The organism is Haladaptatus halobius, assembly GCF_020618475.1.
Lineage (GTDB): Archaea > Halobacteriota > Halobacteria > Halobacteriales > Haladaptataceae > Haladaptatus > Haladaptatus halobius.
Genome location: NZ_CP085335.1, coordinates 818,288 through 841,753 on the forward strand (window position 1 = coordinate 818,288; position 23,466 = coordinate 841,753).

The 23,466-nt window shown below is 63.1% G+C and carries 25 protein-coding genes; 17 read left to right on the top strand and 8 right to left on the bottom strand.

Going from position 1 to position 23,466, the window contains the following annotated elements; translation table 11 throughout:
* Positions 1-156: 156 nt before the first annotated feature.
* The 14 genes from LIW51_RS04635 (at position 157) to LIW51_RS04700 (ending at position 13,678) form a co-directional block, all read left to right on the top strand.
* Positions 157-564, top strand: a complete 408-nt coding sequence (locus LIW51_RS04635) for an NADH-quinone oxidoreductase subunit A (RefSeq protein WP_227376053.1) — start codon at positions 157-159, stop codon at positions 562-564.
* The gene (locus LIW51_RS04640; protein WP_227355144.1) at positions 561-1,262 is read left to right on the top strand and encodes an NADH-quinone oxidoreductase subunit B; all 702 of its coding nucleotides are present in this window, start codon (positions 561-563) and stop codon (positions 1,260-1,262) included. Before LIW51_RS04635 ends, LIW51_RS04640 begins: the two co-directional genes overlap by 4 nt.
* On the top strand, positions 1,259-2,917 hold the full coding sequence (locus tag LIW51_RS04645; protein WP_227376054.1) for an NADH-quinone oxidoreductase subunit D: 1,659 nt from the start codon (positions 1,259-1,261) through the stop codon (positions 2,915-2,917). Before LIW51_RS04640 ends, LIW51_RS04645 begins: the two co-directional genes overlap by 4 nt.
* The gene (locus LIW51_RS04650) at positions 2,914-4,008 is read left to right on the top strand and encodes a complex I subunit 1/NuoH family protein (RefSeq protein ID WP_227376055.1); all 1,095 of its coding nucleotides are present in this window, start codon (positions 2,914-2,916) and stop codon (positions 4,006-4,008) included. Before LIW51_RS04645 ends, LIW51_RS04650 begins: the two co-directional genes overlap by 4 nt.
* Positions 4,005-4,466: a NuoI/complex I 23 kDa subunit family protein gene (locus tag LIW51_RS04655; protein ID WP_227376056.1), complete on the top strand. Its 462-nt coding sequence runs from the start codon at positions 4,005-4,007 to the stop codon at positions 4,464-4,466. The genes LIW51_RS04650 and LIW51_RS04655 overlap by 4 nt, the downstream gene beginning before the upstream one ends.
* Positions 4,467-4,522: 56 nt before the next feature.
* Positions 4,523-4,789 (top strand): NADH-quinone oxidoreductase subunit J, encoded by a 267-nt coding sequence (locus tag LIW51_RS04660; protein ID WP_227376740.1) that lies wholly within the window; start codon positions 4,523-4,525, stop codon positions 4,787-4,789.
* Positions 4,786-5,142 (top strand): proton-conducting membrane transporter, encoded by a 357-nt coding sequence (locus LIW51_RS04665; RefSeq protein ID WP_227376057.1) that lies wholly within the window; start codon positions 4,786-4,788, stop codon positions 5,140-5,142. The genes LIW51_RS04660 and LIW51_RS04665 overlap by 4 nt, the downstream gene beginning before the upstream one ends.
* A complete protein-coding gene (nuoK, locus tag LIW51_RS04670) occupies positions 5,142-5,450 on the top strand; it encodes an NADH-quinone oxidoreductase subunit NuoK (RefSeq protein ID WP_227376058.1) in 309 nt (102 codons plus the stop codon). Before LIW51_RS04665 ends, nuoK begins: the two co-directional genes overlap by 1 nt.
* Position 5,451: 1 nt before the next feature.
* Complete coding sequence (gene nuoL / locus LIW51_RS04675) at positions 5,452-7,476, top strand: NADH-quinone oxidoreductase subunit L (protein ID WP_227376059.1); 2,025 nt, start codon at positions 5,452-5,454, stop codon at positions 7,474-7,476.
* Positions 7,477-9,039 (top strand): complex I subunit 4 family protein, encoded by a 1,563-nt coding sequence (locus tag LIW51_RS04680; protein WP_227376060.1) that lies wholly within the window; start codon positions 7,477-7,479, stop codon positions 9,037-9,039.
* Complete coding sequence (locus LIW51_RS04685) at positions 9,039-10,535, top strand: NADH-quinone oxidoreductase subunit N (protein ID WP_227376061.1); 1,497 nt, start codon at positions 9,039-9,041, stop codon at positions 10,533-10,535. The genes LIW51_RS04680 and LIW51_RS04685 overlap by 1 nt, the downstream gene beginning before the upstream one ends.
* 239 nt (positions 10,536-10,774) lie before the next feature.
* Positions 10,775-12,259: a DHH family phosphoesterase gene (locus LIW51_RS04690; protein ID WP_227376062.1), complete on the top strand. Its 1,485-nt coding sequence runs from the start codon at positions 10,775-10,777 to the stop codon at positions 12,257-12,259.
* 143 nt (positions 12,260-12,402) lie between these two features.
* A complete protein-coding gene (locus tag LIW51_RS04695) occupies positions 12,403-13,155 on the top strand; it encodes a CBS pair associated ParBc domain-containing protein (protein WP_227376741.1) in 753 nt (250 codons plus the stop codon).
* Between the two features lie 373 nt (positions 13,156-13,528).
* Positions 13,529-13,678 carry a hypothetical protein gene (locus tag LIW51_RS04700; protein ID WP_227376063.1) on the top strand — a complete coding sequence of 50 codons (150 nt, stop codon included), beginning with the start codon at positions 13,529-13,531 and terminating at the stop codon, positions 13,676-13,678.
* Positions 13,679-13,728: 50 nt separating this feature from the next.
* Here LIW51_RS04700 and LIW51_RS04705 read toward each other — a convergent pair whose 3' ends face one another.
* The gene (locus LIW51_RS04705) at positions 13,729-13,995 is read right to left on the bottom strand and encodes a hypothetical protein (protein ID WP_227376064.1); all 267 of its coding nucleotides are present in this window, start codon (positions 13,993-13,995) and stop codon (positions 13,729-13,731) included.
* A gap of 130 nt (positions 13,996-14,125) precedes the next feature.
* Between LIW51_RS04705 and LIW51_RS04710 the strand changes: the two genes are divergently transcribed.
* From LIW51_RS04710 to acs, 3 genes are all read left to right on the top strand, one after another.
* Complete coding sequence (locus LIW51_RS04710; RefSeq protein WP_227376065.1) at positions 14,126-15,826, top strand: methylmalonyl-CoA mutase family protein; 1,701 nt, start codon at positions 14,126-14,128, stop codon at positions 15,824-15,826.
* 78 nt (positions 15,827-15,904) lie between these two features.
* Positions 15,905-16,657 (top strand): competence/damage-inducible protein A, encoded by a 753-nt coding sequence (locus LIW51_RS04715; protein ID WP_227376066.1) that lies wholly within the window; start codon positions 15,905-15,907, stop codon positions 16,655-16,657.
* Positions 16,658-16,751: 94 nt separating this feature from the next.
* Positions 16,752-18,725, top strand: coding sequence for an acetate--CoA ligase (gene acs, locus LIW51_RS04720; protein WP_227376067.1), 1,974 nt, complete (start codon positions 16,752-16,754; stop codon positions 18,723-18,725).
* A 234-nt stretch (positions 18,726-18,959) separates the two neighbouring features.
* Here the strand turns inward: acs and LIW51_RS04725 are convergent, their stop codons facing one another.
* From LIW51_RS04725 to LIW51_RS04755, 7 genes are all read right to left on the bottom strand, one after another.
* The gene (locus LIW51_RS04725; RefSeq protein WP_227376068.1) at positions 18,960-19,358 is read right to left on the bottom strand and encodes a universal stress protein; all 399 of its coding nucleotides are present in this window, start codon (positions 19,356-19,358) and stop codon (positions 18,960-18,962) included.
* Positions 19,359-19,382: 24 nt separating this feature from the next.
* Positions 19,383-19,649 (bottom strand): DUF7520 family protein, encoded by a 267-nt coding sequence (locus tag LIW51_RS04730; protein ID WP_227376069.1) that lies wholly within the window; start codon positions 19,647-19,649, stop codon positions 19,383-19,385.
* A 172-nt stretch (positions 19,650-19,821) separates the two neighbouring features.
* On the bottom strand, positions 19,822-21,534 hold the full coding sequence (gene ctaD / locus LIW51_RS04735; protein ID WP_368411770.1) for a cytochrome c oxidase subunit I: 1,713 nt from the start codon (positions 21,532-21,534) through the stop codon (positions 19,822-19,824).
* Positions 21,535-21,694: 160 nt separating this feature from the next.
* The gene (locus LIW51_RS04740; RefSeq protein WP_227376071.1) at positions 21,695-21,922 is read right to left on the bottom strand and encodes a DUF6684 family protein; all 228 of its coding nucleotides are present in this window, start codon (positions 21,920-21,922) and stop codon (positions 21,695-21,697) included.
* Positions 21,923-21,970: 48 nt separating this feature from the next.
* Positions 21,971-22,336: a DUF7541 family protein gene (locus LIW51_RS04745; protein ID WP_227376072.1), complete on the bottom strand. Its 366-nt coding sequence runs from the start codon at positions 22,334-22,336 to the stop codon at positions 21,971-21,973.
* Between the two features lie 262 nt (positions 22,337-22,598).
* Entirely contained in the window at positions 22,599-22,835 is a 237-nt protein-coding gene (locus LIW51_RS04750) for a hypothetical protein (RefSeq protein WP_227376073.1), read from the bottom strand.
* A 148-nt stretch (positions 22,836-22,983) separates the two neighbouring features.
* Complete coding sequence (locus tag LIW51_RS04755) at positions 22,984-23,418, bottom strand: DUF7313 family protein (protein WP_227376074.1); 435 nt, start codon at positions 23,416-23,418, stop codon at positions 22,984-22,986.
* Positions 23,419-23,466 lie beyond the last annotated feature (48 nt).

Below are 23,466 nucleotides of genomic sequence, written 5' to 3' on the forward strand. Positions count from 1 at the left end.
CGGCCATTCCGTTCGCCACGGGAAATGTTCCGTTACGGAAAAGAAAGCGTCAGTTGCCACGAGACGGACGGAAGAGCCGCTGACCGGCCTAAATCGCAAGAATCAACGCTTATAGGGGTGCGCTCACAAAACACCGCCTGCTAGGAGAATACCGGTATGAATCCATGGGTAGCTATTGGCGCGCTGGCGCTGGTGGGGATCGCCATCCCGTTGAGTATGATGGCGATTTCGAGCCTCCTCAGGCCGAGCGTACCAGAACAAGGCAAATCCGCCACCTACGAGAGCGGTGAGGTTCCAACGGGGACGACGCGCATCCGTTTCAACATCCAGTACTACATGGTTGCGCTGCTGTTCGTCATTTTCGACATCGAGACGGTTCTCATCTTCCCTTGGACCGTCATCTATCGAAACGCCATCGAAAGCGGTGTCGACCTGGCGACGATACTCGTCCCGATGTTGGTCTTCATCGCCGTTCTCGTCGTCGGGCTCGCGTGGGCCTGGCGTAACGGTGCGGTGCGGTGGGTTCGCAGCCCCCGCGGAACACAACGGAGCGCTGAACAATGAGCAACGAACCACGGGAGTTTATACAGGGTAGCACAGTCCCGCAGACGAAGACCCGTGAGGCACGAAAAGGAGACGCCGACAACCGTTTCAACTCGAAACTTCGGGAAGCGTTCGGCGCGTCGCCGTTCATCCTCACGAAGTTCGACAAGTTCATGAACTGGGTGCGGGGATCGTCGATGTTCATGCTCCAGTTCGGCATCGCCTGCTGTAGCATCGAGATGATGCACACCTACGCCGTCAAACACGACTTAGACCGCTTCGGCTCCGGTGTGCCGCGCGCCTCGCCGCGACAGGCCGATGTAATGATCGTGCCGGGCACCATCGTCTCGAAGTTCGCGCCTCGGATGAAGCGCGTCTACGACCAGATGCCCGAACCCAAGTTCGTCGTGAACATGGGGTCGTGCGCCATCAGCGGCGGACCGTTTCAGGAAGGGTACAACGTCATCAAGGGCGCGGAAGAGGTCATCCCCATCGACATCCACGTCCCCGGATGCCCGCCGCGCCCCGAGGCGCTCGTCTACGGCGTCGTGAAACTGCAAGAGCGCATCGCCAACGGCGAGAGCAGTCCGGTCGTCGTGAAGCCGTACGAACTGGAGCAGTTCAGCGACCTCGAACGCGACGAATTGGTCGAATCGCTCGCCGACCAGATCGACGAGGACTCCCTCGTCATGCGCTACAACTGGGCTGATTCACCATGAGTTCGCAGGAAGAAGCACCCCCGGCGGTCGAGAGCGTCGACGGCGACGAACTCGCGGAGTTGCTCGGCGACCACGTCGTCGGGCGCGAGGAACACCTGAACGCGCCGGGGATCGTGATTCGGCCCGACGAGGTGCAGGACGTGCTCACCACCCTGCGCGACGAGGCCGGATTCGACCACCTCTCGATGGTGACCGCACAGGACTACGAGGATCGCTACGAGAGCATCTACCACCTGAAGAAGTTCGCCGACCCGACGCAGGAAGTAAGCGTCGTCGTGCCGACGCCCCGCGATGCACCGAAGAGCCAGACGGCGGAACCCGTCTACCGCACCGCGAACTGGCAGGAGCGAGAGGCGTACGACCTCGTCGGCATCGAGTACGACGGACACTCCGACCTGCGGCGCATCCTCCTTCCCGAGACGTGGCAGGGCCACCCGCTTTCCCGAAACTACGACCAAGATAGACCCCAGATCGTCTCGTTCAACGAGCATCAGAATCCGATTCAAGGTGACCATCACGACGAGGAATCGGATACGATGTTCCTCAACATCGGGCCGCACCACCCGGCCACCCACGGGGTGCTCCACCTCAAGACGACCCTCGACGGCGAGCAGGTCGCCGACGTCGACCCGGACATCGGCTACCTCCACCGCTGCGAGGAGCAAATGGCCCAGAACGGGACGTACCGACACCAGATTATGCCGTACCCCGACCGTTGGGACTACGCGTCGGCGGGCCTGCTCAACGAGTGGGCGTACGCGCGCGTGGCCGAGGATTTGAACGATCTCGACGTGCCGGAGTACGCGCAGGTCATCCGGACGATGAGCGCGGAACTGTGCCGCATCGCGGCGCACATGCTCGCGGTCGGGACGTTCGCGCTCGACATCTACGGCGACTTCACTGCCATCTTCATGTACGCGATGCGCGACCGGGAAATCGTCCAGAACATCTTGGAAGATCTCACGGGGCAGCGCATGATGTTCAACTACTTCCGCCTCGGCGGCGTCGTCTGGGACATTCCGGAGCCGCGCGAGGAGTTCTTCGAGAAGACCCGGGATTTCCTCGACGGGCTTCCGGAGGCGCTCGACGAGTACCACGACCTCGTCACGAGCAACGAGATCTTCCAGATTCGAACCATCGACACGGGTATCCTCGAACCAGAGACCGCGAAGCAGTACGGCGCGACGGGGCCGGTCGCCCGCGGATCGGGCATCGACTACGACCTGCGCCGCGACGACCCCTACGGCTACTACGACCAACTCGACTGGGAAGTCGTCACCGAGGATGGCTGCGACAACTACTCGCGCTTCCTCGTCCGGATGCGCGAGGTCGAGGAGTCGGCGAAGATAATCGAGCAGTGTCTCGAACTGCTCGAAGACTGGCCGGAAGACGACCGCGAGATTCAGTCGAACGTTCCCCGGACGCTCAAGCCGGACGCTGACACCGAAGTGTACCGCGCGGTCGAAGCCGCGAAGGGTGAACTCGGCATCTACATCCGGAGCGACGGGACGGACAAGCCGGGACGGTTCAAGATTCGCAGCCCGTGTTTCTGTAACCTCTCGGCGCTCGGCGAGATGTCCAGAGGGGAGTACATTCCCGACCTCGTCGCCACGCTCGGCAGTCTCGACGTTATCCTCGGGGAGGTAGACCGATGAACTTCGTCCCGCTTCAGGGCGACAGTCCGGTGCTCCTCCCCGAGCAGATCGCCCGCGCGCTGGGCGGCCAGAACCCCAGCGCGCCGATAGAGCTGCTCTCGGCGCTCATCGCGGCGGCCATCGTCGGCACCGTCATGCTGACGATGACGGCGTTCGCGGGACCGTGGGCGAAGCGGAAGATCACCGCGGCGTTCACCGACCGTATCGCGGTCAACCGGGTCGGACCGTTCGGCCTGCTCATCATCGTCGCGGACGCAGTGCGGCTACTGTCGAAAGAGCTCATCATCCCGGAGGGCGCGGACCGTCCCGCCTTCGACCTCGCGCCGGTCGTGATGGCGGGGTCGGCGCTCCTCGGCTTCGCGGTCATCCCGATGGGGTACCTCTTCGGCATCAACATGCAGCTCGCCGACCCCGAGACTGGGTTGGCGTACGTGTTCGCCGTGGCGTCCATCGCCACCCTCGGACTGACGATGGGTGGCTACGCATCAAACAACAAATACTCGCTTCTCGGCGCGCTCCGCGCAGTGGCACAGAACATCGCATACGAGATTCCGCTCATCATAACGGCGGCGTCCGTCGTCATCTTCGCGGGGTCGCTCCAGACGAGCCAGATCGTCGCACAGCAGCAACAGACGCTGGTGTCCATCGCCGGAGTCAGCATTCCCGCGTGGTACGCGTTCGTGAATCCGTTCGCGTTCGTGCTGTTCATGGTGGCGAACCTCGCGGAGGTCGGACGCAACCCGTTCGACATTCCGGAAGCACCGACGGAGATCGTCGCCGGGTATCAGACGGAGTACTCCAGCGTGTACTTCGTGTTGTTCTACCTCGGCGAGTTCCTGCACATCTTCCTCGGCGGAGCCATCATCGCCACCGTCTTCCTCGGCGGTCCGGACGGCCCGGCGTCGGGTTCCATCGGCTTCGTCTGGTTCACCGTCAAGATATGGGCGGTGTTCCTGTTCACGCAGTGGGCGCGCTCGGCGATTCCGCGCGTCCGTATCGACCAACTCATCGAGATCGGCTGGAAGGGCATGCTCGTGCTTTCGTTCGCGAACTTGGTTCTCACGGCCATCATCGTAGGGGTGATGCTATGATCGGACTACTCAAAGGAATGGCAACGACGATGAAACACGCATTGGACGGGTCGACGTTCACGGTGGAGTATCCGGACGTGGCACCCGAAGTGAGCCCGCGCTTCCGCGGCATCCACAAGTTCAGTCAGGAGCGCTGCATCTGGTGTCGCCAGTGCGAGAACGTCTGTCCGAATGACACCATCCAGATCGTGATGGACGAGCAACGAAACGGCGAGCAGTACAACCTCCACGTCGGCCAGTGCATCTACTGCCGACTCTGCGAGGAGGTCTGTCCCGTCGACGCGATCCTCCTGACGCAGAACTTCGAGTTCACGGGCGATACGAAAGACGACCTCGTCTACAATAAAGAACAGTTGAAGAACGTCCCGTGGTACAAAGACATCGACCCGCTCGAATCCCGCGAGCCGGACAGAGGCGCGTGGATCGGAGAGGGCGAGGGAGCAGTCGACTATCAGTGAACACGCCCGTCTCGAAATGTTAAAAGGGCGTTTCTCCAAACCATAAGGTGACTGAAATGGCATATGAGATGATCGCGTTCGGACTGTTCGCCGCCATCACCGTGGCGAGTAGCCTGAGCGCTGTCCTGGTGCGGGACGTGTGGCATGCCGCGCTGCTGCTCGGCGTTTCGTTGCTGAGCTTCGCGGTGCACTACGTCATGTTGCAGGCGGAGTTCGTTGCGGCGATGCAGATCCTCGTCTACGTGGGCGGGGTTCTCATCCTGATAACGTTCGCCGTCATGCTCACACGTCGAACAAGTACAGAGGAGGTGACCAACGCATGACGTCGCGGCCACGGATGCGCGACCCGGCGAAGATGCTTCCCGGCATCGTCGCGCTCGTGCTGTTCGTCGTCCTCGCCGTGGTGTTCCTCGGCGCGTCGTTCGGCGCGCCGCAAGGCTTCCCGAACGGAGCCAACATCACGGCGAGTATCGGCTACGCGATGTTCAACATCTTCAACGTCGGAGGGGAGAACATCGTTCAGAGCGAGGGTTTCCTCATCGTGTTCGAGATAATCGACCTCGTCCTCGTCGCGGCGCTGGCGGCGGCGGTGATGCTCGCCCGCCGCGAGGACGTCGGCATCACGGAGTCGATTCGAACCGACGGTGGAAGAGAGGAGGGAGGTGACGACGAGTAATGGCGGCAGTACCAGTCCAATACTACCTCCTGCTTTCGGCGGCCGTGTTCTGCACGGGGCTGTTCGGTATCCTCACCCGGCGGAACGCGCTGATGTTCCTCATCAGCGTCGAGCTGATGCTGAACGCCGCGAACATCAACCTCGTCGCGTTCTCCCACTACCACGGTAACCTGACCGGCCAGACGTTCAGCCTGTTCACGCTGGCGCTGGCCGCCGCGGAGGTCGCGGTGGGTATCGGCATCATCCTCGTGTTGTATCGCAACTTCAACGACGTGGACGTGACCCAAGCGACGACTATGAGGTGGTAAGATGGCGGCAACAGCATTCGAACTGGCTCCGGTTATCGCACTCCTGCCGTTCGTATCGTTCCTGATTGCGCTGTTCGGCGGCGAGTTCGCCCGCAAAATGCTTCCGAAGGGCGGCGCGCTGCCGGGCATCGCCGCCACGGGCGGCTCACTCCTCCTGTCGCTGTGGGTGATGCTCACGGTGGCCGGCGGACAGAGCTACCATCAGAACATCGTGTGGGTCACGGGTCACGAAACCTTCAACCTGCACTTCGGCATCTTCCTCGACCCGCTGTCGGCGATGATGCTCGTCATCGTCTCGCTGGTCGCGTTCCTCGTCCACATCTTCAGCCTGGGCTACATGAACGACGAGGGCGAGACCGGCCTGCCGCGCTACTACGCCGGTCTCGGCCTGTTCACCTTCAGCATGCTCGCGTTCGTCTTCTCGGACAACCTGCTGATGGCGTTCATGTTCTTCGAACTGGTGGGCCTGTGTTCGTACCTGCTCATCGGGTTTTGGTTCCGCAACCCCGGGCCTGCGAGCGCCGCGAAGAAGGCGTTCCTCGTCACCCGCTTCGGTGACTACTTCTTCCTCATCGGCGTGGTGGCAGTGTTCGCCACGTTCGGCACGGCGCAGTTCGCGGGCGACCACTCGTTCGTGCATGCGGCCGAGCAGGCGCTCGGCGAAGGCGGCGCCGGCGACGTGACCACCTTCTTCGGCCTCGGGCCGCAGGCGTGGTTCTCCGTCGTCGGCCTGCTCGTGTTGGGCGGCGTGGTCGGCAAATCCGCGCAGTTCCCGCTTCACACGTGGCTGCCGGACGCGATGGAAGGCCCGACGCCTGTCTCCGCGCTCATCCACGCGGCGACGATGGTCGCGGCGGGCGTCTACCTCGTCGCGCGGATGTACGGCTTCTACGCCCTGCTCCCGCAGGTGCTCGCCATCATCGCGTTCATCGGCGGTTTCACCGCGCTGTTCGCGGCGACGATGGGCGTCGTCAAGCGGGAGATAAAGCAGGTGCTCGCGTATTCCACCATTTCTCAGTACGGCTACATGATGCTCGGACTGGGCGCCGGCGGCTACGTCGCGGCGACCTTCCACCTGATGACCCACGCCTTCTTCAAGGCGCTCCTGTTCCTCGGAGCGGGGTCGGTTATCATCGCCATGCATCACAACGAGGATATGTGGGACATGGGCGGTCTCAAGGAGAAGATGCCGGTCACCTACTGGACGTTCCTCTCCGGGTCGCTCGCGCTCGCGGGCATTGTTCCGTTCGCCGGCTTCTGGTCGAAAGACGAGGTGCTCTACGAGGCGCTCATCCACGGGATGGGGAACCCGATTCTGCTCGCCGCCTACGCGATGGGACTGCTCGCGGTGTTCTTCACCGGCTTCTACACCTTCCGGATGGTCTTCCTGACCTTCCACGGCGAGCCGCGCACCGACACGGCGCGCGACCCGCACGGCGTCGGCTGGAACGTCAAGTTCCCGCTCGTCGTGCTCGGCGTCCTCGCGGCGACGGCCGGTCTCGTCAACATGACGCCGGTCGCCGAACTGACGGGGGCGCACATCGAGTACCTCCACACGTGGCTCAACGGCCCGGTCGAGGCGACCGGCGCGCACCACTACGAGGAACTCGTCGCGGGCGCCTACGGCGAACCAGGACAAATCTCGCCGCTGATCCCCGGCGCGATGTCGCTCGCCCTTGCCCTCGCGGGCGCGGGACTCGCGTGGACGCTCTACAACGTCCCCGAGCCCGTCGAGCACACCGACAAGCTGGGCGGCGCGAAGACGCTCCTGTTCAACAACTACTACCAGGACGAGTATCAGGTCTGGCTCGCGAGCGGCCTCACGCTCCCGCTCGCGCGAGCGGCGGACAAGTTCGACGCGGGCGTCATCGACGGCGTCGTCAACGGCGTCTCCAGCGTGAGCCTGTTCGGCGGTAACCGCGTGAAACGGATTCAGAGCGGTATCGTGACGAACTACGCGCTCATGCTGGCGCTCGGCTTCGTCGTCCTGCTCCTCGTCATCGGCTTCACGGGAGGTTGGTTCTAGATGATGATTGAAGCACTCATCGCGGTTTCACTGCTCAGCGCGTTCGCGGTGTTCCTCGCGCCCGACAAGGTCGCAGGAAAGCTGGCGTTCGTGCTGAGTCTGCTCCCGCTCGGCGGGAGCCTCTGGATGTACAGCGTCTTCGAAGAGACGGGTGCGAGCGGAAACGCCCTCTTGGGTGGCACCCTCGCCTTCGAAGAAACGTTCCAATGGGTCGCACTCGGCCCGTACACCTTAAACTGGCACGTCGGCCTGGACGGCATCAGCATGCCGCTTCTGGTACTCACGACGGTGCTCACGCCCCTCGCAATCTTGGCGGCGTGGACACCGATCGACACGCGCCAGAGCCAATTCTACGGCTTGATGTTGTTCATGGAGACGAGCCTCCTCGGCGTCTTCTCGGCGCTTGACTTCTTCGTCTGGTTCGTCTTCTGGGAGATGGTGCTGGTACCGATGTACTTCCTCATCGGCGTCTGGGGCGGACCGCGCCGCAAGTACGCGGCGATCAAGTTCTTCGTCTACACGAACGTCGCCTCGCTGGTGATGTTCATCGGCTTCATCGCCCTCGTCTTCGGACTGGGCGACTCGGTGAACACGCTGGATCTACCCGCCATCGCACTGGCGTTGAACGACGGCCAGCTCGGCGGACTCGGCGCGGTGGACGCGAACACCCTGAAGGTCGTCGCGTTCTTCGCCATGTTCGCCGGATTCGGCGTGAAGGTGCCTATCGTCCCGTTCCACACGTGGCTGCCGGACGCCCACGTCGAGGCACCGACGCCGGTGTCCATCATGCTGGCGGGCGTCCTGCTGAAGATGGGGACGTACGCACTCTTGCGGTTCAACTTCACGATGCTCCCCGGCGTGGCGAAGGATTACGCACTCCTCATCGCCGTCGTGGCGGTCGTGAGCGTCATCTACGGCGCGATGCTCGCGCTGGCGCAGTCCGACCTCAAACGCATCGTCGCGTACTCCTCGGTGTCGTCGATGGGGTACGTCATCCTCGGACTCGTCGCGTTCACGATGTACGGTATCGGCGGCGCGACGTTCCAGATGATCGCGCACGGTCTCATCTCGGGTCTGATGTTCATGGCGGTCGGCGTCATCTACAACACGACCCACACTCGGATGGTCTCCGACATGTCCGGGCTTGCGAACAAGATGCCCATCACGGTCGCGGTGTTCGTGGCGGGCGCGTTCGGCTACATGGGGCTCCCCCTGATGGCCGGGTTCGCGGCGGAGTTCTTCATCTTCGTCGGCGCGTTCGAATCAACCGTGCTCGCCGGCACCGCGCTGGGAACCCACGGTCTCGCGCTGTTCACGGCTGCGGCGATGTTCGGTATCGTCATCGTCGCGGGCTACCTGCTCTTCGCCATGCAGCGCACCCTGTTCGGTTCGTTCGACCTCGAAACGGACTACGAGGTCGGTCGCGCCGCGTTCCACGACGTGGCACCCCTCGTGGTGCTCATTCTGCTCGTCATCCTGCTCGGCGTCCAGCCGGACATCTTCTACACGATGATCCAGGACGCCGTGGGTGAGATGGACCTCATCGCGGGAGGTGGTCACTGATGGCACAAGCGCTCGGATGGCCGACGTGGTCCGCGATGGCTCCCGCCATCGTCCTCGGACTAACGGCGCTCCTGCTGTTGGTCGTGGACAGCATCCGACCCGACTCGACGAACCGCCCGCTCCTCGCGGGCATCTCGACCGCTGGGGCGCTCGTCGCCGGCGGTCTCGCGGCGTGGTTCATCGTCGCCGGAACGGGCGAGAACCCGATTTCGCTGTACGACGGCGCGCTGGTCGTGGATACGATGAGCCTCTTCTTCGCGCTCATCTTCGCCAGCGTCACCGCGCTGGTGTGCGTGGCGAGCTACGACTACCTGAAAGGCCACGCCTATCAGGCGGAGTACTACACGCTGGTAATATTCGCGGCGACGGGGATGACGCTGATGGCGAGCGCGAACAGCCTCGCCACGGTGTTCGTCAGCATTGAGCTGTCGAGTCTCCCGTCGTTCGCGCTGGTCGCCTTCCTGAAGAAGAACCGCGGGAGCGTCGAGGCGGGACTCAAGTACTTCCTCATCGGCGCGCTCTCGTCGGCCATCTTCGCCTACGGAATCAGCCTCGTCTACGCCGTCACCGGCCACCTGCAGTTGGATCTGGTCGCGGCCAACCTCGGCGGGGCCGACCTCGCGAGCGTGCTCGGCGTCGGCGTGCTGATGGTGCTCGGCGGCTTCGCGTTCAAGACCGCGAGCGTCCCGTTCCACTTCTGGGCACCCGAGGCGTACGAGGGCGCACCCGCGCCCATCTCGGCGTTCCTCTCGTCGGCCTCGAAGGCCGCCGGATTCGCCGTCGCGTTCCGCGTGTTCACCACCGCGTTCCCAATCGCCGATGTGGCGAGCACTTTGGACTGGGTGCTGGCGTTCCAGATCCTCGCCGTCGTCACGATGACGCTCGGCAACTTCGCCGCCGCGACCCAGGACACGGTCAAGCGCATGCTCGCGTACTCCTCCATCGGACACGCGGGCTACGCGCTCATCGGACTGGCCGCCCTCACCGTCGACGGCGGTGCGACGAACGACTTCGTCATGGGCGGCGCGATGATGCACCTGCTCGTCTACGGCTTCATGAACACGGGTGCGTTCCTGTTCATCGCGCTGGTCGAGTACTGGGACGTCGGTCGGACGTTCGAGGACTACAACGGACTGGCGACGAGAGCGCCGATGGCGTGCGTCGCCATGACCGCGTTCATGTTCAGCCTCGCGGGACTCCCGCCGTTTGCGGGCTTCTTCAGCAAGTACGTCCTGTTCGCCGGCGCGGTGCGGGCCGGCTTCTGGTGGCTCGCCGCCGTCGGTGCCATCAACAGCGCGCTGTCGCTGTACTACTACAGCCGCGTCGTCAAGGCGATGTGGATAGAGGAGCCGACGGGCGAGTTCAACATCCGGAGCACGCCCACCGGCCTCTACGTCGCGGTGCTCGTCGCTGCTGTTGCGACGGTGCTCCTGCTTCCGGCGTTTGGCCTGGTGGCCGACACGGCCATCAACGCCGCCGCGACGCTGTTCGCCTGAGACGACCGCACGAAGCGTCGTTCGCTTCAACGTCGATTTTTTAGCGTCTGACTGCGAGCGGCAGCGATCGACGTATCTCACTCTCCCCGACCGCACGGTTTTCCAACCGACCCCCGACGATGCTCGGTACCGTTTCCACCGCCGCACTCGTTTTCGGATTCGACCCGGCGCGCGCTCGAAATCGCGCGTAGAAGGATCCCCAACAGGTTTTAGGTCTCCGGACAGCAATCGGTGGTAGAATGGTTTCGCGGCTCATGCTCGGCTGTGGTTCCGTCGGGCATGCAATCGTCGAGGCGGTGGCGGAACGCCCCGGAAACATCGTCGTCGTGGACGATAGCGAGAGCCGCGTCGAAACGCTCCGCACCGAAGGCGTCTCGGCGACCCGCGGCGACCCCACCGACCCCGACGTCATCGCCGAGCGCCCGCTCGTGGACGTGGCGTTCGTCGCGGGAGACGACCCTGAACGGAACCGACGGGCGGCGAGAGCACTTCGACAGGAGTACCCGAACGCCTATCTCGTCGCTTACACGGGCGACCGGCCGTCCCTCGAGGCGCGCGACGAACTAGCCGACCTCGCCGACAAACTGATTGACCCCGGCGAGGCCATCGTCGAGCGCCTGCTGTCGATGACCAGCGAGGACGCGGCGTTCAGAACTCACGAACTTCAGCGCGTGCTCCGCGATATCGACGGGAAACTCGGCATCTTCATGCACGACAATCCTGACCCTGACGCCATCGCCAGCGCGGTCGCACTGGCAGAGATCGCGGAGGCGGTCGGCACCGAGGCCGAGACGTGCTACTACGGGGCCATCTCCCATCAGGAGAACCGGGCGTTCGTCAACCTCCTCGATCTGACCCTCCGCAATCTCGACCCCGACGACGACCTCTCGGAGTTCGCCGGCATCGCGCTCGTCGATCACTCCAGTCCGAGCGTCAACGACCAACTACCCGAAGACACGCCGGTCGACATGGTCATCGACCACCACCCGCCGAACCATCCGGTCGAGGCGGGGTTCGTAGACCTCCGCAGCGGCGTCGGCGCGACGAGTTCCCTGCTCGCCGACCACCTCGAACACCTCGGAGGCGACCCCGACGAGCGGGTCGCAACCGGTTTGCTGTACGGCATCCGCGTCGACACGAAGAACTTCACGCGCGAGGTGTCCGAGGCCGATTTCGAGGCGGCGGCGTTCCTGCTCCCCCACGCCGACACCGACATCTTGGAGCGCGTCGAGAGCCCGTCCATCAGCCCCGAAACGTTCGAAACCATCGCCCGCGCGATTCGGAATCGAGAGCTCGACGGTACGGTGCTGGCGAGTTGCGTCGGCTCGCTCTCCGACCGCGACGCCTTGGCGCAGGCCGCGGACCGCCTGCTCGACATGGAGGGCGTCAATGTCACGCTCGTCTTCGGATTCACGGACGGAGTCGTGTACATCTCCGCGCGCGCCCGCGGCACCGACATCGACCTCGGCGAGACCATGCGGGCCGCCTTCGGACAGATCGGCAGTGCGGGCGGGCATGCCGACATGGCCGGCGCGCAGATTCCGCTCGGCCTGCTCGGCGAGGTCGAGGAGGAAGAGGAGGTATCGCTCACCACCATCGTCAGCGAGATTGTCATCGACCGCTTCTTCGAGACGGTTCGTTCCCGCCCCGACGTCGACGAGTACGGCTCCGGCCGCGAACGGGTCGCCTCCTTCGACATCAAACTCGCGGAAAGCGACGAGTAGCGGTCGGGAAGTTTTTTGTCCGATAGCGCGTGCATACCTGCATGGACGAGGCCGAGGAGGAAGACCGTCGCCGCACGTCACCCGACGTTCGAACCCTCTCCGACGGCGGAACGGAGGGTATCAAACCGAAGGTCAAAGAGTACATGACCCGCGACGTGGCGACCGTCTCTCCCGACGCGACCGTCGAAGAGGTCGCCCGGCGCATCGCAGAGAGCGACGGACACAATGGATTCCCGGTGTGCGACGGGCGGCGCGTCGAGGGGTTTGTGAGTGCGCGCGACCTGCTGCTGGCGGACGACCGGGAGCCGATATTCAAGGTGATGAGCCAGGAACTCATCGTCGCCCATCCCGACCTCGACGTGAACGACGCGGCGCGCGTCATCCTCCGGTCGGGCATCCAGAAGCTTCCCGTGGTGGACGACGCGGGCAATCTCGTCGGCATCATCAGCAACACGGACGTCATCCGCAGTCAGATAGAGCGCGTCACGCCCGAGAAGGTTGGGAAGCTGATGCGCACCCTCGAATCAATCCACGACACCGAGGTGTCCCAGAAGCGGCGGAAGGTGCGCCTCGACGACCTCGTGCCGACGCAGTCGAAGGTCTACGCCGACGAACTGGAGGGTCGCGTGTACGAGATGGAGCGCGGGCTGGCGGAACCCCTCGTCGTCATCGAGAACGGACGGACGCTCCTGCTGGCGGACGGGCACCACCGGGCGAAAGCCGCCGACAGACTCGATATCGGGGAAATGGACGCCTACGTCATCGTCACTGACCACCGGGTCGAACTCGGAATGGCCGAGACGGCGCGCAAGGAAGGACTGGAGACCATCGACGACATCCAAGTGGTCGATTACGCCCGCCACCCGCTCGTGGAGACGACGAAGCGGTTGCAGTAGCTACTCGATCGTTTACCACGGTTAGATTCTCTCGAGCGTCAGCGTCGGCGCGTCTCGTCGCCGAACAGCGCGAACGCCTCGGAAGGTGAGAGTGAAACGGAATCGTCGCCTGCCACGTCCGACGATTTACATCTTCGTCTCACAACGTTTTCGTATCAATCTCCAGACTGAACGTCGATTCCGGAAACCATTATACTCCTTACACGACTGGTACGACCTTGCACGCTGAACTCAGTCGACCGAGTTCGAAAACCACCGACGAGACGACGAGCGCGCGCGAAACCGTCGTCCGCGTCAAGAACCTCATCGTAGTTGTTCCGCACGCGGGCGTACCGACTCACGGTCGACGGGTCGGTGCCCGACGCGACGCACGATGTCAGACGGCGTCCGTCTCTTGGAGTTCCCGGCGGAGAGTCTCGCGATCTTACTCCTGACGGCAGTGGGATACGTCGCTCTCAGATACCTCTTTTTCGACCGGGCACAACGCCGCGCCCGCCGGAACGGCGTCCTTGGCCACTACTGACGGCGCTGGGGTACCTGTTCGACCGACGGGGCGAACCGCTACCACCGTCTCTACCACCACTTCCACTTTCCACGAACTTCGGCACTGCCGCCGTAGGTGTACGGATTGCTCAGCGTGTGCCGAACCATCAGCCCGACGCCGAGCGCGAGGATAGCCACTCCGAAGTTCGCTATCAACGCGACGGCGTACGCGCCGGTCGGGGCGGACGACCAGAAGAGAAGTTCGACGAGGATTCGAATCCCGTTGAGTCCGGTGACGACGCCGAGGGCGAGCGACGCGTAGCAGAAGACGACGAAAAATTTCGAGTCTGCGGTCATCGTTCTCGAACTCCGTCGTCCCGAGTAAATCTCTTGTGGTGGCGAACGCCGCGAATTCGAGTCGAAACGCGATTCAACCTCGAAATCTTCCACCGAATCCTTAATGGATTCCCCGGCAGAAATTACGAACATGTACGACGAGGATGACCTGCGGGAGATTCAGCAGGCCAGAGAGGAGTGGGAAGACGACACCCTCTCGCCCGTGCTGGAGCGGTTCGGCGAGCGAAAAGACCGCTTCGCGACCGTCTCGAACCTAGAGGTAGACCGCATCTACGACCCGGACGACGTGGCGGATTTCGACTACGGGGACGACCTCGGATTCCCCGGCGAGGAGCCCTACACGCGCGGGGTCTACCCGACGATGTACCGCGGGCGGACGTGGACGATGCGCCAGTTCGCCGGCTTCGGCACGGCCGAGGAGACGAACGAGCGATTCCACTACCTCATCGAGAACGGGCAGACCGGCCTCTCGACGGCCTTCGACATGCCGAGCCTGATGGGCAAGGATTCGGACGACCCGCTCTCGGACGGCGAGGTCGGCAAGGAGGGCGTCGCGGTGGACACCCTGCGCGACATGGAGATTCTCTTTGAGGGCATCGACTTGGACGAGGTCTCGACAAGCTTCACTATCAACCCGAGCGCGCCAGTCATCTTCGCCATGTACGTCGCGCTGGCCGACAGTCGCGGCGTCCCACGTGAGAAACTTCGCGGAACCTTCCAGAACGACATGCTGAAGGAGTTCATCGCGCAGAAAGAGTGGGTTGTCCCGCCGGAGCCGTCGCTGGATGTCGTTACCGACACGGTCGAGTTCGCCATCGAGGAAACGCCGAACATCAAACCCATCTCGATCTCGGGCTACCACATCCGCGAGGCCGGTTCGACTGCGGTGCAGGAACTCGCGTTCACGCTCGCGGACGGTTTCGCCTACGTCGAGGACGCGACGGAGCGCGGGCTGGACGTGGACGAGTTCGCGCCGCAGCTCTCCTTCTTCTTCAACTCGCACAACTCGCTGTTCGAAGAAGTGGCGAAGTTCCGCGCGGCGCGGCGAATCTACGCCACCGTGATGGACGAGTGGTACGACGCGAACGACCCGAAATCGAAGCAGCTCAAGTTCCACACGCAGACCGCCGGACAGTCGCTCACCGCCCAACAGCCGCTCAACAACATCGTTCGTGTGACGATTCAGGCGCTGGCGGGCGTCCTCGGCGGCACGCAGAGTCTCCACACCAACAGCTTCGACGAAGCCCTTGCACTCCCGGGCGAGGAGGCGGTTCGCGTCGCCTTGCGCACCCAGCAGATAATCGCGGAGGAGAGCGGCGCAGCGGACATCATCGACCCCTTGGGTGGGAGTTTCGCCGTTGAATCGCTCACCGACGAGGTCGAGGAGAAGGCGATGGCGTACATCGAGGAGATAAAGGAGATGGGCGACGGCTCGGTGCGAGACGGCGTCCTCGAAGGCATCGACCGGGGCTACTTCCACCGCGAGATTCAGGAAGCCTCCTACGAGTACCAGGAGCGCGTCGAGGAGGGCGAGGAGGTCGTCGTCGGCGTCAACGAGTACGAGATAGAAGAGGACACGCGACCCGACATCCTTCAGGTGGACGAGGAGACCCAAGAGCGACAGCTCGCGCGGTTGGCGGAGGTCAAAGACGAACGCGACGACGACGCGGTCGACGCCGCCCTCGACGACCTGCGCGACGCCGTCGAGAACGGCGAGAACGTCATGCCCGCCATCGTGGACGCGGTGAAAGCGTACGCGACGATGGGCGAGATAATGCAGGTGTTCGAGGCGGAGCACGGTTCGTATCAGGAGAAGATCGGACTGGCCTGAGCCGGACGACCGCGATTCTCTCAACTGGATGACGCTCACGGAGATTTATGCGGCGAGGGGGGCTCTCTGGAGATAACCATGGAGGTCGCACTTCTCACGGTCGGCGACGAAATCCTCGCCGGAGACACGGTGAACACCAATGCGTCGTGGTTAGCCGCCGAAATCGGGGAGCACGGTGGGTCGGTGCGACGGATCCTAACCGTCCCGGACGATGAGACCGTCATCGCCGAGTTCGTCCGCGAGTGGTGCACGGCGTTCGACGCGGTCGTGGTGACGGGCGGTCTCGGCGGAACCCCGGACGACGTGACGATGGCGGCGGTGGCGAACGCGCTCGACCGGGAGCTCGTGGTGGACGAAGACGTGCGGCGTCGCCTCCGCGAGAAGGCGCGGCGGTTCGCCGAGGAGAACCCGGATCTGACCGACGAGTACGACTTCGACTTCGATTTCGACGCCGCGAGCGCGCTTCCGGAAGATGGTCGCCCGCTCGTCACTGACGCCGGGTGGGCCCCGGGCTGTGTCGTCGACGACGTCTACGTCCTCCCAGGAATCCCCCGCGAGATGAAGGCGATGTTCGCGCTCGTTTCCGACGAGTTCGTCGGCGATGTCGTCGCCGAAACGTTGTACACACCGATCCCGGAGGGTGCGCTCGGCGACGTTCTCTCCGGCGTCCGCGAACGATTCGACGTGTCGGTCGGGAGTCACCCGGGCCGAGACGACGACCCCGGCCGCTTGAGAGTCACCGCCACGAACCGGTCGGAACTCTCGGCGGCGGTGTCGTGGCTTCGCAGTCGCGTCGAGACCGTCGAACGGTCGGAAGCGGAGGACGGATAATCGCCGTCGGTACCGGCGACGGCGGTCAGTTTCAAGCACGTTCACGTGATAGCGCAAATCTTTATGGCTCTGCTGAAAGCATTCTAATGTGGATATGCCAGACGATACCGTGGAACTCGAAGCTCGGCTCGAAGAGGCGGAATCGTTCGAGCCGCCGGAATCGTTCGTCGAGCAGGCGAACGTCTCCGACGAGGGAATCTACGAGGAGTTCGAGGAGAACTGGCCGGAGTGCTGGGAGCAGGCGGCGGACTTGCTCGACTGGTACGAGGAGTACGACACCGTGCTGGACGACGACGACGCACCGTTTTACGAGTGGTTCACGGGCGGATCGCTCAACGCCTCGCACAACTGCCTCGACCGCCACTTGGACGAGCGCGGCGACGAAACCGCCATCGAGTGGGTTGGCGAACTCGGCGAGACGCAAACCTATACCTACGAGGAACTCCACCGCGAGGTAAACGAGTTCGCGGCGTCCTTGCACGAGTTGGGCGTCGGCGAGGACGACGTGGTGACGATGTACATGCCGATGGTGCCGGAGCTACCCATCGCCATGCTGGCGTGCGCACGAATCGGCGCTCCACACAGCGTCGTCTTCGCCGGGTTTTCGGCGGACGCGTTGGCGACTCGGATGAACGCGGCCGCCTCGGAGTACCTCGTCACCTGCGACGGCTACTACCGGCGCGGCGACCCGCTCCAGCACAAGGAGAAAGCCGACGAGGGTCTCTCGCAGGTCGACCACGACGTGGAGGGCGTCGTGGTCGTCGACCGACTGGGCGACGAGTACGACCACCCGATGGAGAACGGCGAGCAAGACTACGCCGACCTCGTCGCCGAACAGGACGGTGCGGAGGTCGACCCGGTCGAACGCGACGCCGAGGATATGCTCTTTTTAATGTACACCTCGGGCACGACCGGCGAGCCAAAAGGCGTCAAACACACCACCGCGGGGTACCTCTCCTACGTGACGTGGACCTCGCAGGCGGTGCTCGACGTAAAACCCGACGACACGTACTGGTGTGCCGCAGACATCGGCTGGATCACGGGTCACTCGTACATCGTCTACGGGCCGCTGGCGCTTGGAACGACCAGCGTGATGTACGAGGGGACGCCGGACTACCCCGAGAAAGACCGCCTCTGGGAAATCGTCGAAGAGTACGGTGTGGACATCTTCTACACCGCACCGACGGCGATTCGCGCGTTCATGAAGTGGGGGAGCGAGCACCCCGAACAGCACGACCTCTCCTCGCTCCGCCTGCTCGGAACCGTGGGTGAACCTATCAACCCGCGAGCGTGGAAGTGGTACTACAAGCACATCGGCGACGAATCCTGTCCTATCGTGGACACATGGTGGCAGACCGAAACCGGCGGCATGATGGTCACCACCCTCCCGGGAATCGGAACGATGAAACCCGGCTCTGCTGGCCCGCCGCTCCCCGGTATCGACGCGAAAGTGGTAGACACGGCGGGCGAGGCGGTCGGCGCGGGGCGTGCGGGCTACCTCACGATTCAGAAACCGTGGCCGGGGATGCTCCGGACGGTCTACAAGAACGACGACCGCTACATCAGCGAGTACTGGCAGGAGTACTCAAACCCCGACGCGGACGAGTGGGTGTACTTCCCCGAAGACGGTGCGAAGTTGGACGACGACGGCTACATCACCGTCTTGGGGCGCGTGGACGACGTGCTCAACGTCTCGGGTCACCGCCTCGGCACGATGGAGATAGAGTCCGCCATCGTCGGCGTCGAGGGCGTCGCTGAAGCCGCCGTCGTCGGCGGTCGCCACGAGGTGAAAGGCGAAGCCGTCTACGCCTACGTCATCACCGAGGAGGGCTACGAGGGCGACGACGAGATGCGCGACCGCATCGTGGCGAGCGTCGAGGATTCGATCGGTCCCATCGCCCGCCCCGAGGAGGTCGTCTTCACGCCCGAACTGCCGAAGACGCGCTCCGGGAAAATCATGCGTCGACTACTGGAAGACATCGCCAACGAGGACGAGTTGGGCGATACCTCGACGCTACGAAATCCGGACGTGGTCGAGGACATCCAGCAGAAGGTGCAGAGCGACTAGCGCGTCGTAGGATTTCGAAGGACGCTGTACCTTTTCTCGACGTCGCCGTGATTCGGTTCGAGTGAAAACGCGCCGCCTCTGGAGTCGTAGCCCTACCCCGGACATCGGCGGTCGAACCGCGTCGTTCCGCCATCCCACCACTGAACGAAGGTCGCTCGTAGAGCAACAGTAGCGGACGTATCGGTCGCGGCGCGTCACCCCAGCCCTCCTATTGCACTCTTGGCGACGCCCGTTCTACTGTTGGCCTTCGCCCGCGACGAGCACCGGTCGTTCCGCGTTCAGGATGACCGATTGCGCGACGCTCCCGAACAGGGCCTTCCCGGCGGGCGAGCGCCTGCGACCGCCGACGCAGATGCAGTTGACGTCCCGCTCTTCGGCCACGTCGAGGATGATGTCCGCCGGGTTTCCGCTCGTCTCGACCAAGTCCGTGTCGATGCCCGCGTCTTCGAGCGTTTCCTGCGCACGTCGGACGCCCGCGACCTGCAGGGCGGACGCACCGCTGGGGTTGTCGGTGAACGAGTAGAGGAGCGTGGCTCGTACCGCGGTCGCCGACTCTGGAAGGTCGGCGACCGCGGTGGCCTGTGCCACCGCGCGCGATTCGTTTTCGTCCAGTGCGATGAGGACGTGATACATATCGGAACGTCCATCGGACTCGGCTTAGCCCTTGGGGTGGGCGTCGTCGTAGCGATCGGCGACGAACACGACGAGAAAGAGCAGGATGCCGAGGAACAGGCCGATGGTCACCATCCCGAAGATGGCCAGTCCGACCGGCGTCGGCTGTAGCTCGACGAGACCAAGCAGTTCGACGGGTCGGAGGTCGTCCGGACCGAACGCACCGAGCAGGACGCCGATGAACCCCGCGAACGCGACCAAGAAGACGTACAGCCCGACGACGAGTATTCGACCTGCGAGTCGAGATGGCACGGGAGAAGCTTACGATAGGGCAAGGATTAGCCTTTTCATCCACTCGCGCCTAGGTCGCGTATGTCCGAAAAAGAACTGCTGTTGGTCGTCCTCGGTGGCATCGCCGTGCTCATGTTCGCGATGGGAATAATCCTCGCGACGACGTAGCGAAAACGAGCCGAGTCCGAGTCGTCTACTCTTCCGAGTCGATCTGCTCGCCACCGTCCGCGAGCGCCGTCTCACGCTTCTTCTCGAACCACGTCCACTCCTTGGAGCGCAGGCCGTCGTCTTCGAGGTGCCACGGGTCGGCGCTCCTGACTGGGGGACCTTCGAGCCACGACTGAACGATGTTCCAGACGAAGATGAGCTGACCGATACCCATGATGAACGCGCCGAGGGTTGCGACCTGATGCCACGTGGCGAACTGCGGGAGGTAGGTCGCGTACCGCCGGGGCATGCCGCCGTAGCCGAGGAACAGCATGGCAAAGAACGTCAGATTCGAACCGATCATGGTCAGCCAGAAGTGGATGTGCGCGAGCTTCTTCTGGTACATCTTGCCGGTGTAGATGGGGAACCAGTAATAGATGCCCGCGAAGCCGGCGACGGCGATGGCTCCCATCACGATGTAGTGGAAGTGACCGACGACGTAGTAGGTGTCGTGAAGCACGAGGTCGACCGGGATGGCCGCGAGGAAGACGCCGGTGACACCGCCGATGATGAAGTTCTGCACGAAGCCGAGACAGAACAGCATCGGCGCGGTGAGGCGTAGGCGACCGTTCCACATCGTGGTTATCCAGTTGAACACCTTCACCGCACTTGGGATGGCGATCGCCATCGACACCGCCATGAAACTCACTCGGAGGCGCGGGTCGATGCCGGTGGCGAACATGTGGTGGGCCCAGACGCCAAAGGAGAGCACGCCGATGGCCAGCGTCGAGTAGACGATGAACTTGAACCCGAACAGCTTTCGGCCCGTGAAGCGCGGGAGGATGAGGCTGACGAGTCCCATCGGCGGCAGGACGAGGATGTACACCTCCGGATGGCCGAAGAACCAGAAGAGATGTTGCCAGAGTATCGGCCCGCCGCCTTGGGCGGCGAAGAAGGTAGTGCCGAAGTTGCGGTCTAACAAGAGCATGATGAGCGCGCTGCCGAGCAGCGGGAACGCGAACAGGATGAGGCCCGACTGCGTGAGGATGGTCCACGAGAAAATGTCGAGGTTCGGCCAGCCGACGTCCTCGCCGCGCTCGGTGAAGATGGTGGCGATGAAGTTGATGGCACCCATCGTCGCCGACACGCCGGTCAGGTGCAGGCCGAGGAGCATCATATCGACGCCGGGGCTCGCCATCGCCTGACAGCTGGCTCCGCTTCCGCAGGCCGACAGCGGCGTATACATCGTCCAACTTGTCTGGGACGGGGCGACACCGGGGATGAAAAAGCCCGCCCAAATGAGCAGTGCGCCTGGCGGAAGGAGCCAGAAGGCGATGGCGTTGATGCGCGGGAACGCCATGTCGTCCGCCCCGATGAGTAACGGGATGAAGTAGTTCGAGAACGCCGCGATGATGGGCGTCCCGAACAGGAACAGCATGGTGATACCGTGCGTGGTGAGTAGGCCGTTGTAGAAGTTCGCGCTGATGATGTCGGTCTCCGGTGCCATGAGTTCGGTGCGCATGATGAGCACCGCGAGACCGCCCCACGCGAAGGCGAGAATACCGTACGTTCCGTACAGCATCCCGATATCCTTGTGGTCGACTGTCGTCAACCAGCGAATGATTCCGGCAGGCTTCTCCTCGTGTGCCTGCCCGGTCCGGTCTCCGTATCCGTAGCCCCCTCCGCTGAGGGGTGTGTAAGACCGCCAGTCCTCGATACGGGCGATGAACATGGCGACCGCGAGTAGAAACACCCCCATAACGACGGTGAGCGCTATTTGCCCAGTAGCTGCCATGCGAGAGCGTCGGGACTACAGGGTAAAGAAAGGTTAGGTTACGGCTCGGAGGGGTTCAGAAACGTTAGCATACGACAGGTGATACCGCACGACACGCCCGGGGGTGTCTGGCGCGAGTAAACGGTTAGGTTGCGTCCGGACCCTCGATTTTAATCGCCGCGATGTACGTCAACAAAGCGAGCGAGACGAAGGGAATCACCAACAGTCCCCAGCCGATCACGTCGATGAAGAAACTTCCCGTCCACGGTCTAGCGGCGACGAAGAGGACGAGGAAGAACGCCATGATTCCGAGTGGGACGATGTTGACCGTGAGGTCGAGGATCGTTTCTCGGTCGAAGACTCGTTCTGCCATAGTACGAGAACGTAGAGAACAGGGCGTCAAATAGGTTTGTGATTCGGCTCAGATCGCTTGCGGTTGCCAGAGTGCCCCCGCGATACCGCCGACGAGCAGGACAGCGCCGCCGACGAGGATGGCAGTGCCGCGTAGTTTGACCGACCCGGTCGTCATCGTCCAAATCGCACCGCCGACCAGAAACGCCACGCCGGCTGAGACGACGAGTCCCTTCCACGGGTTGCGGATGTACTCCGATTCGCGGAGGATGCCGACGACGCTCCCGACGAACATCAGCATGCCGCCGACTGCGACGGGAAAGAGAACTTCTGCCATCACGATACCGACCTCGAACAGCGCGAGACCGAACGCGACGAACAGCGGCCACGGACTGGATTTTCGGTACTGGTCGGAGAGTCCCGGTTGTTCGTCCATGCGCGGCCTTGGGGCTTCAGCGGTTTGACCGTTGCGTCTTTCGACGCCCGCAGTTCGTCGCGTTCTCGAACTTTCTAGAACTGTATGACTCACGGCCGGCGAGAACGGAAGCTGCTCCGGTCACCGTCGTCGATTCCGCAGTGTACGTGGCCGATGGTGCCAGCCACGTTTACGGCATCTGGCGAGCACGACCGCACTCCTACGATACCTCCTCTTAGAGGCTCTCGAAACTGACAGAAGGAGCGTGATGAGTACGGAACATCTACCGTTCACTCTCGTCCGACGGAGTGGAAACTGACCGTTCCGCTTCGCGTTCGTCTCCCAGCTCTTCGACGCGCTTTTCGAGTTCGCCGATGCGCTCGCGTTGCCCGGTGCGGGTGGCTTCCATAATCGCACCGAAACCGAACACGAGAACGACTCCGTCCAGGAATCCGATCACCCCCGCGAGATTTCCCCTACGATTCCCGCCAGCATCGAAACGACGACCCAGCGTATCCAACTACTATCGTTCGCCATCGATTAAATAATATTCATTGGGTAGATAAATATTACTGACAGTGCTCTTCGGGCCACGCCGTCCTGTTTTGTTAAAAATCAGCTACAGACTGACGGTTTAGAGAAACGGAGAAGCGAAGACGAGAACCGGTTCAGACCACGGCGCTCCAGAACGGTTTGATGAAAGTGAACAGACTGAGGTACGCCACGTACAGGAACACGACGAAGGACGCCGCGAGTGCTCCTTTCGGCTTGTCCAGCGGGACGCCGCGACGCATCTCGACGGAACGGGCCTCGACCTCGAAGAAGTCGGTGATGAACAGCCCGAGCACGAGTGACGAGAGGACGATTCCGGCGTGGTGGTGGGTCGTCAGGAAGTAGAACGAACCGAGCACGAGCAGGACGTTCGACAGTTCGTGCGGAATCCACCGGTCGAGCGTCTCGCGGTCGTCGTCCGTCGCCTGCTTCGAGTAGTTCCGGTACGCGAGCCATCGCGTTCCCATGTTGAGCAACACGAGCGCGAGGACGACGTACTCCACGAACGGTTCGATCACGTCGACCGGCCCGAGCAGCGATAGGAGTTGCATGTCCGAAACTCAGTCGGACAGTGTATTATATTCTTTCCAATTCGCTCG

Excerpts from the sequence above, each read along its gene's own strand:
- LIW51_RS04710 (WP_227376065.1), top strand. The coding sequence starts at position 14,126 with ATGTACGACGAGGATGACCTGCGGGAGATTCAGCAGGCCAGAGAGGAG.
- LIW51_RS04685 (WP_227376061.1), top strand. The coding sequence starts at position 9,039 with ATGGCACAAGCGCTCGGATGGCCGACGTGGTCCGCGATGGCTCCCGCC.
- LIW51_RS04695 (WP_227376741.1), top strand. The coding sequence starts at position 12,403 with ATGACCCGCGACGTGGCGACCGTCTCTCCCGACGCGACCGTCGAAGAG.
- LIW51_RS04640 (WP_227355144.1), top strand. The coding sequence starts at position 561 with ATGAGCAACGAACCACGGGAGTTTATACAGGGTAGCACAGTCCCGCAG.
- nuoK (WP_227376058.1), top strand. The coding sequence starts at position 5,142 with ATGGCGGCAGTACCAGTCCAATACTACCTCCTGCTTTCGGCGGCCGTG.
- LIW51_RS04690 (WP_227376062.1), top strand. The coding sequence starts at position 10,775 with ATGGTTTCGCGGCTCATGCTCGGCTGTGGTTCCGTCGGGCATGCAATC.
- LIW51_RS04715 (WP_227376066.1), top strand. The coding sequence starts at position 15,905 with ATGGAGGTCGCACTTCTCACGGTCGGCGACGAAATCCTCGCCGGAGAC.
- LIW51_RS04705 (WP_227376064.1), bottom strand. The coding sequence starts at position 13,995 with ATGACCGCAGACTCGAAATTTTTCGTCGTCTTCTGCTACGCGTCGCTC.
- LIW51_RS04645 (WP_227376054.1), top strand. The coding sequence starts at position 1,259 with ATGAGTTCGCAGGAAGAAGCACCCCCGGCGGTCGAGAGCGTCGACGGC.
- ctaD (WP_368411770.1), bottom strand. The coding sequence starts at position 21,534 with ATGGGGGTGTTTCTACTCGCGGTCGCCATGTTCATCGCCCGTATCGAG.
- LIW51_RS04725 (WP_227376068.1), bottom strand. The coding sequence starts at position 19,358 with ATGTATCACGTCCTCATCGCACTGGACGAAAACGAATCGCGCGCGGTG.
- acs (WP_227376067.1), top strand. The coding sequence starts at position 16,752 with ATGCCAGACGATACCGTGGAACTCGAAGCTCGGCTCGAAGAGGCGGAA.
- LIW51_RS04700 (WP_227376063.1), top strand. The coding sequence starts at position 13,529 with ATGTCAGACGGCGTCCGTCTCTTGGAGTTCCCGGCGGAGAGTCTCGCG.
- LIW51_RS04635 (WP_227376053.1), top strand. The coding sequence starts at position 157 with ATGAATCCATGGGTAGCTATTGGCGCGCTGGCGCTGGTGGGGATCGCC.
- LIW51_RS04650 (WP_227376055.1), top strand. The coding sequence starts at position 2,914 with ATGAACTTCGTCCCGCTTCAGGGCGACAGTCCGGTGCTCCTCCCCGAG.
- LIW51_RS04740 (WP_227376071.1), bottom strand. The coding sequence starts at position 21,922 with ATGGCAGAACGAGTCTTCGACCGAGAAACGATCCTCGACCTCACGGTC.
- LIW51_RS04660 (WP_227376740.1), top strand. The coding sequence starts at position 4,523 with ATGGCATATGAGATGATCGCGTTCGGACTGTTCGCCGCCATCACCGTG.
- nuoL (WP_227376059.1), top strand. The coding sequence starts at position 5,452 with ATGGCGGCAACAGCATTCGAACTGGCTCCGGTTATCGCACTCCTGCCG.
- LIW51_RS04680 (WP_227376060.1), top strand. The coding sequence starts at position 7,477 with ATGATGATTGAAGCACTCATCGCGGTTTCACTGCTCAGCGCGTTCGCG.
- LIW51_RS04665 (WP_227376057.1), top strand. The coding sequence starts at position 4,786 with ATGACGTCGCGGCCACGGATGCGCGACCCGGCGAAGATGCTTCCCGGC.
- LIW51_RS04755 (WP_227376074.1), bottom strand. The coding sequence starts at position 23,418 with ATGCAACTCCTATCGCTGCTCGGGCCGGTCGACGTGATCGAACCGTTC.
- LIW51_RS04745 (WP_227376072.1), bottom strand. The coding sequence starts at position 22,336 with ATGGACGAACAACCGGGACTCTCCGACCAGTACCGAAAATCCAGTCCG.
- LIW51_RS04655 (WP_227376056.1), top strand. The coding sequence starts at position 4,005 with ATGATCGGACTACTCAAAGGAATGGCAACGACGATGAAACACGCATTG.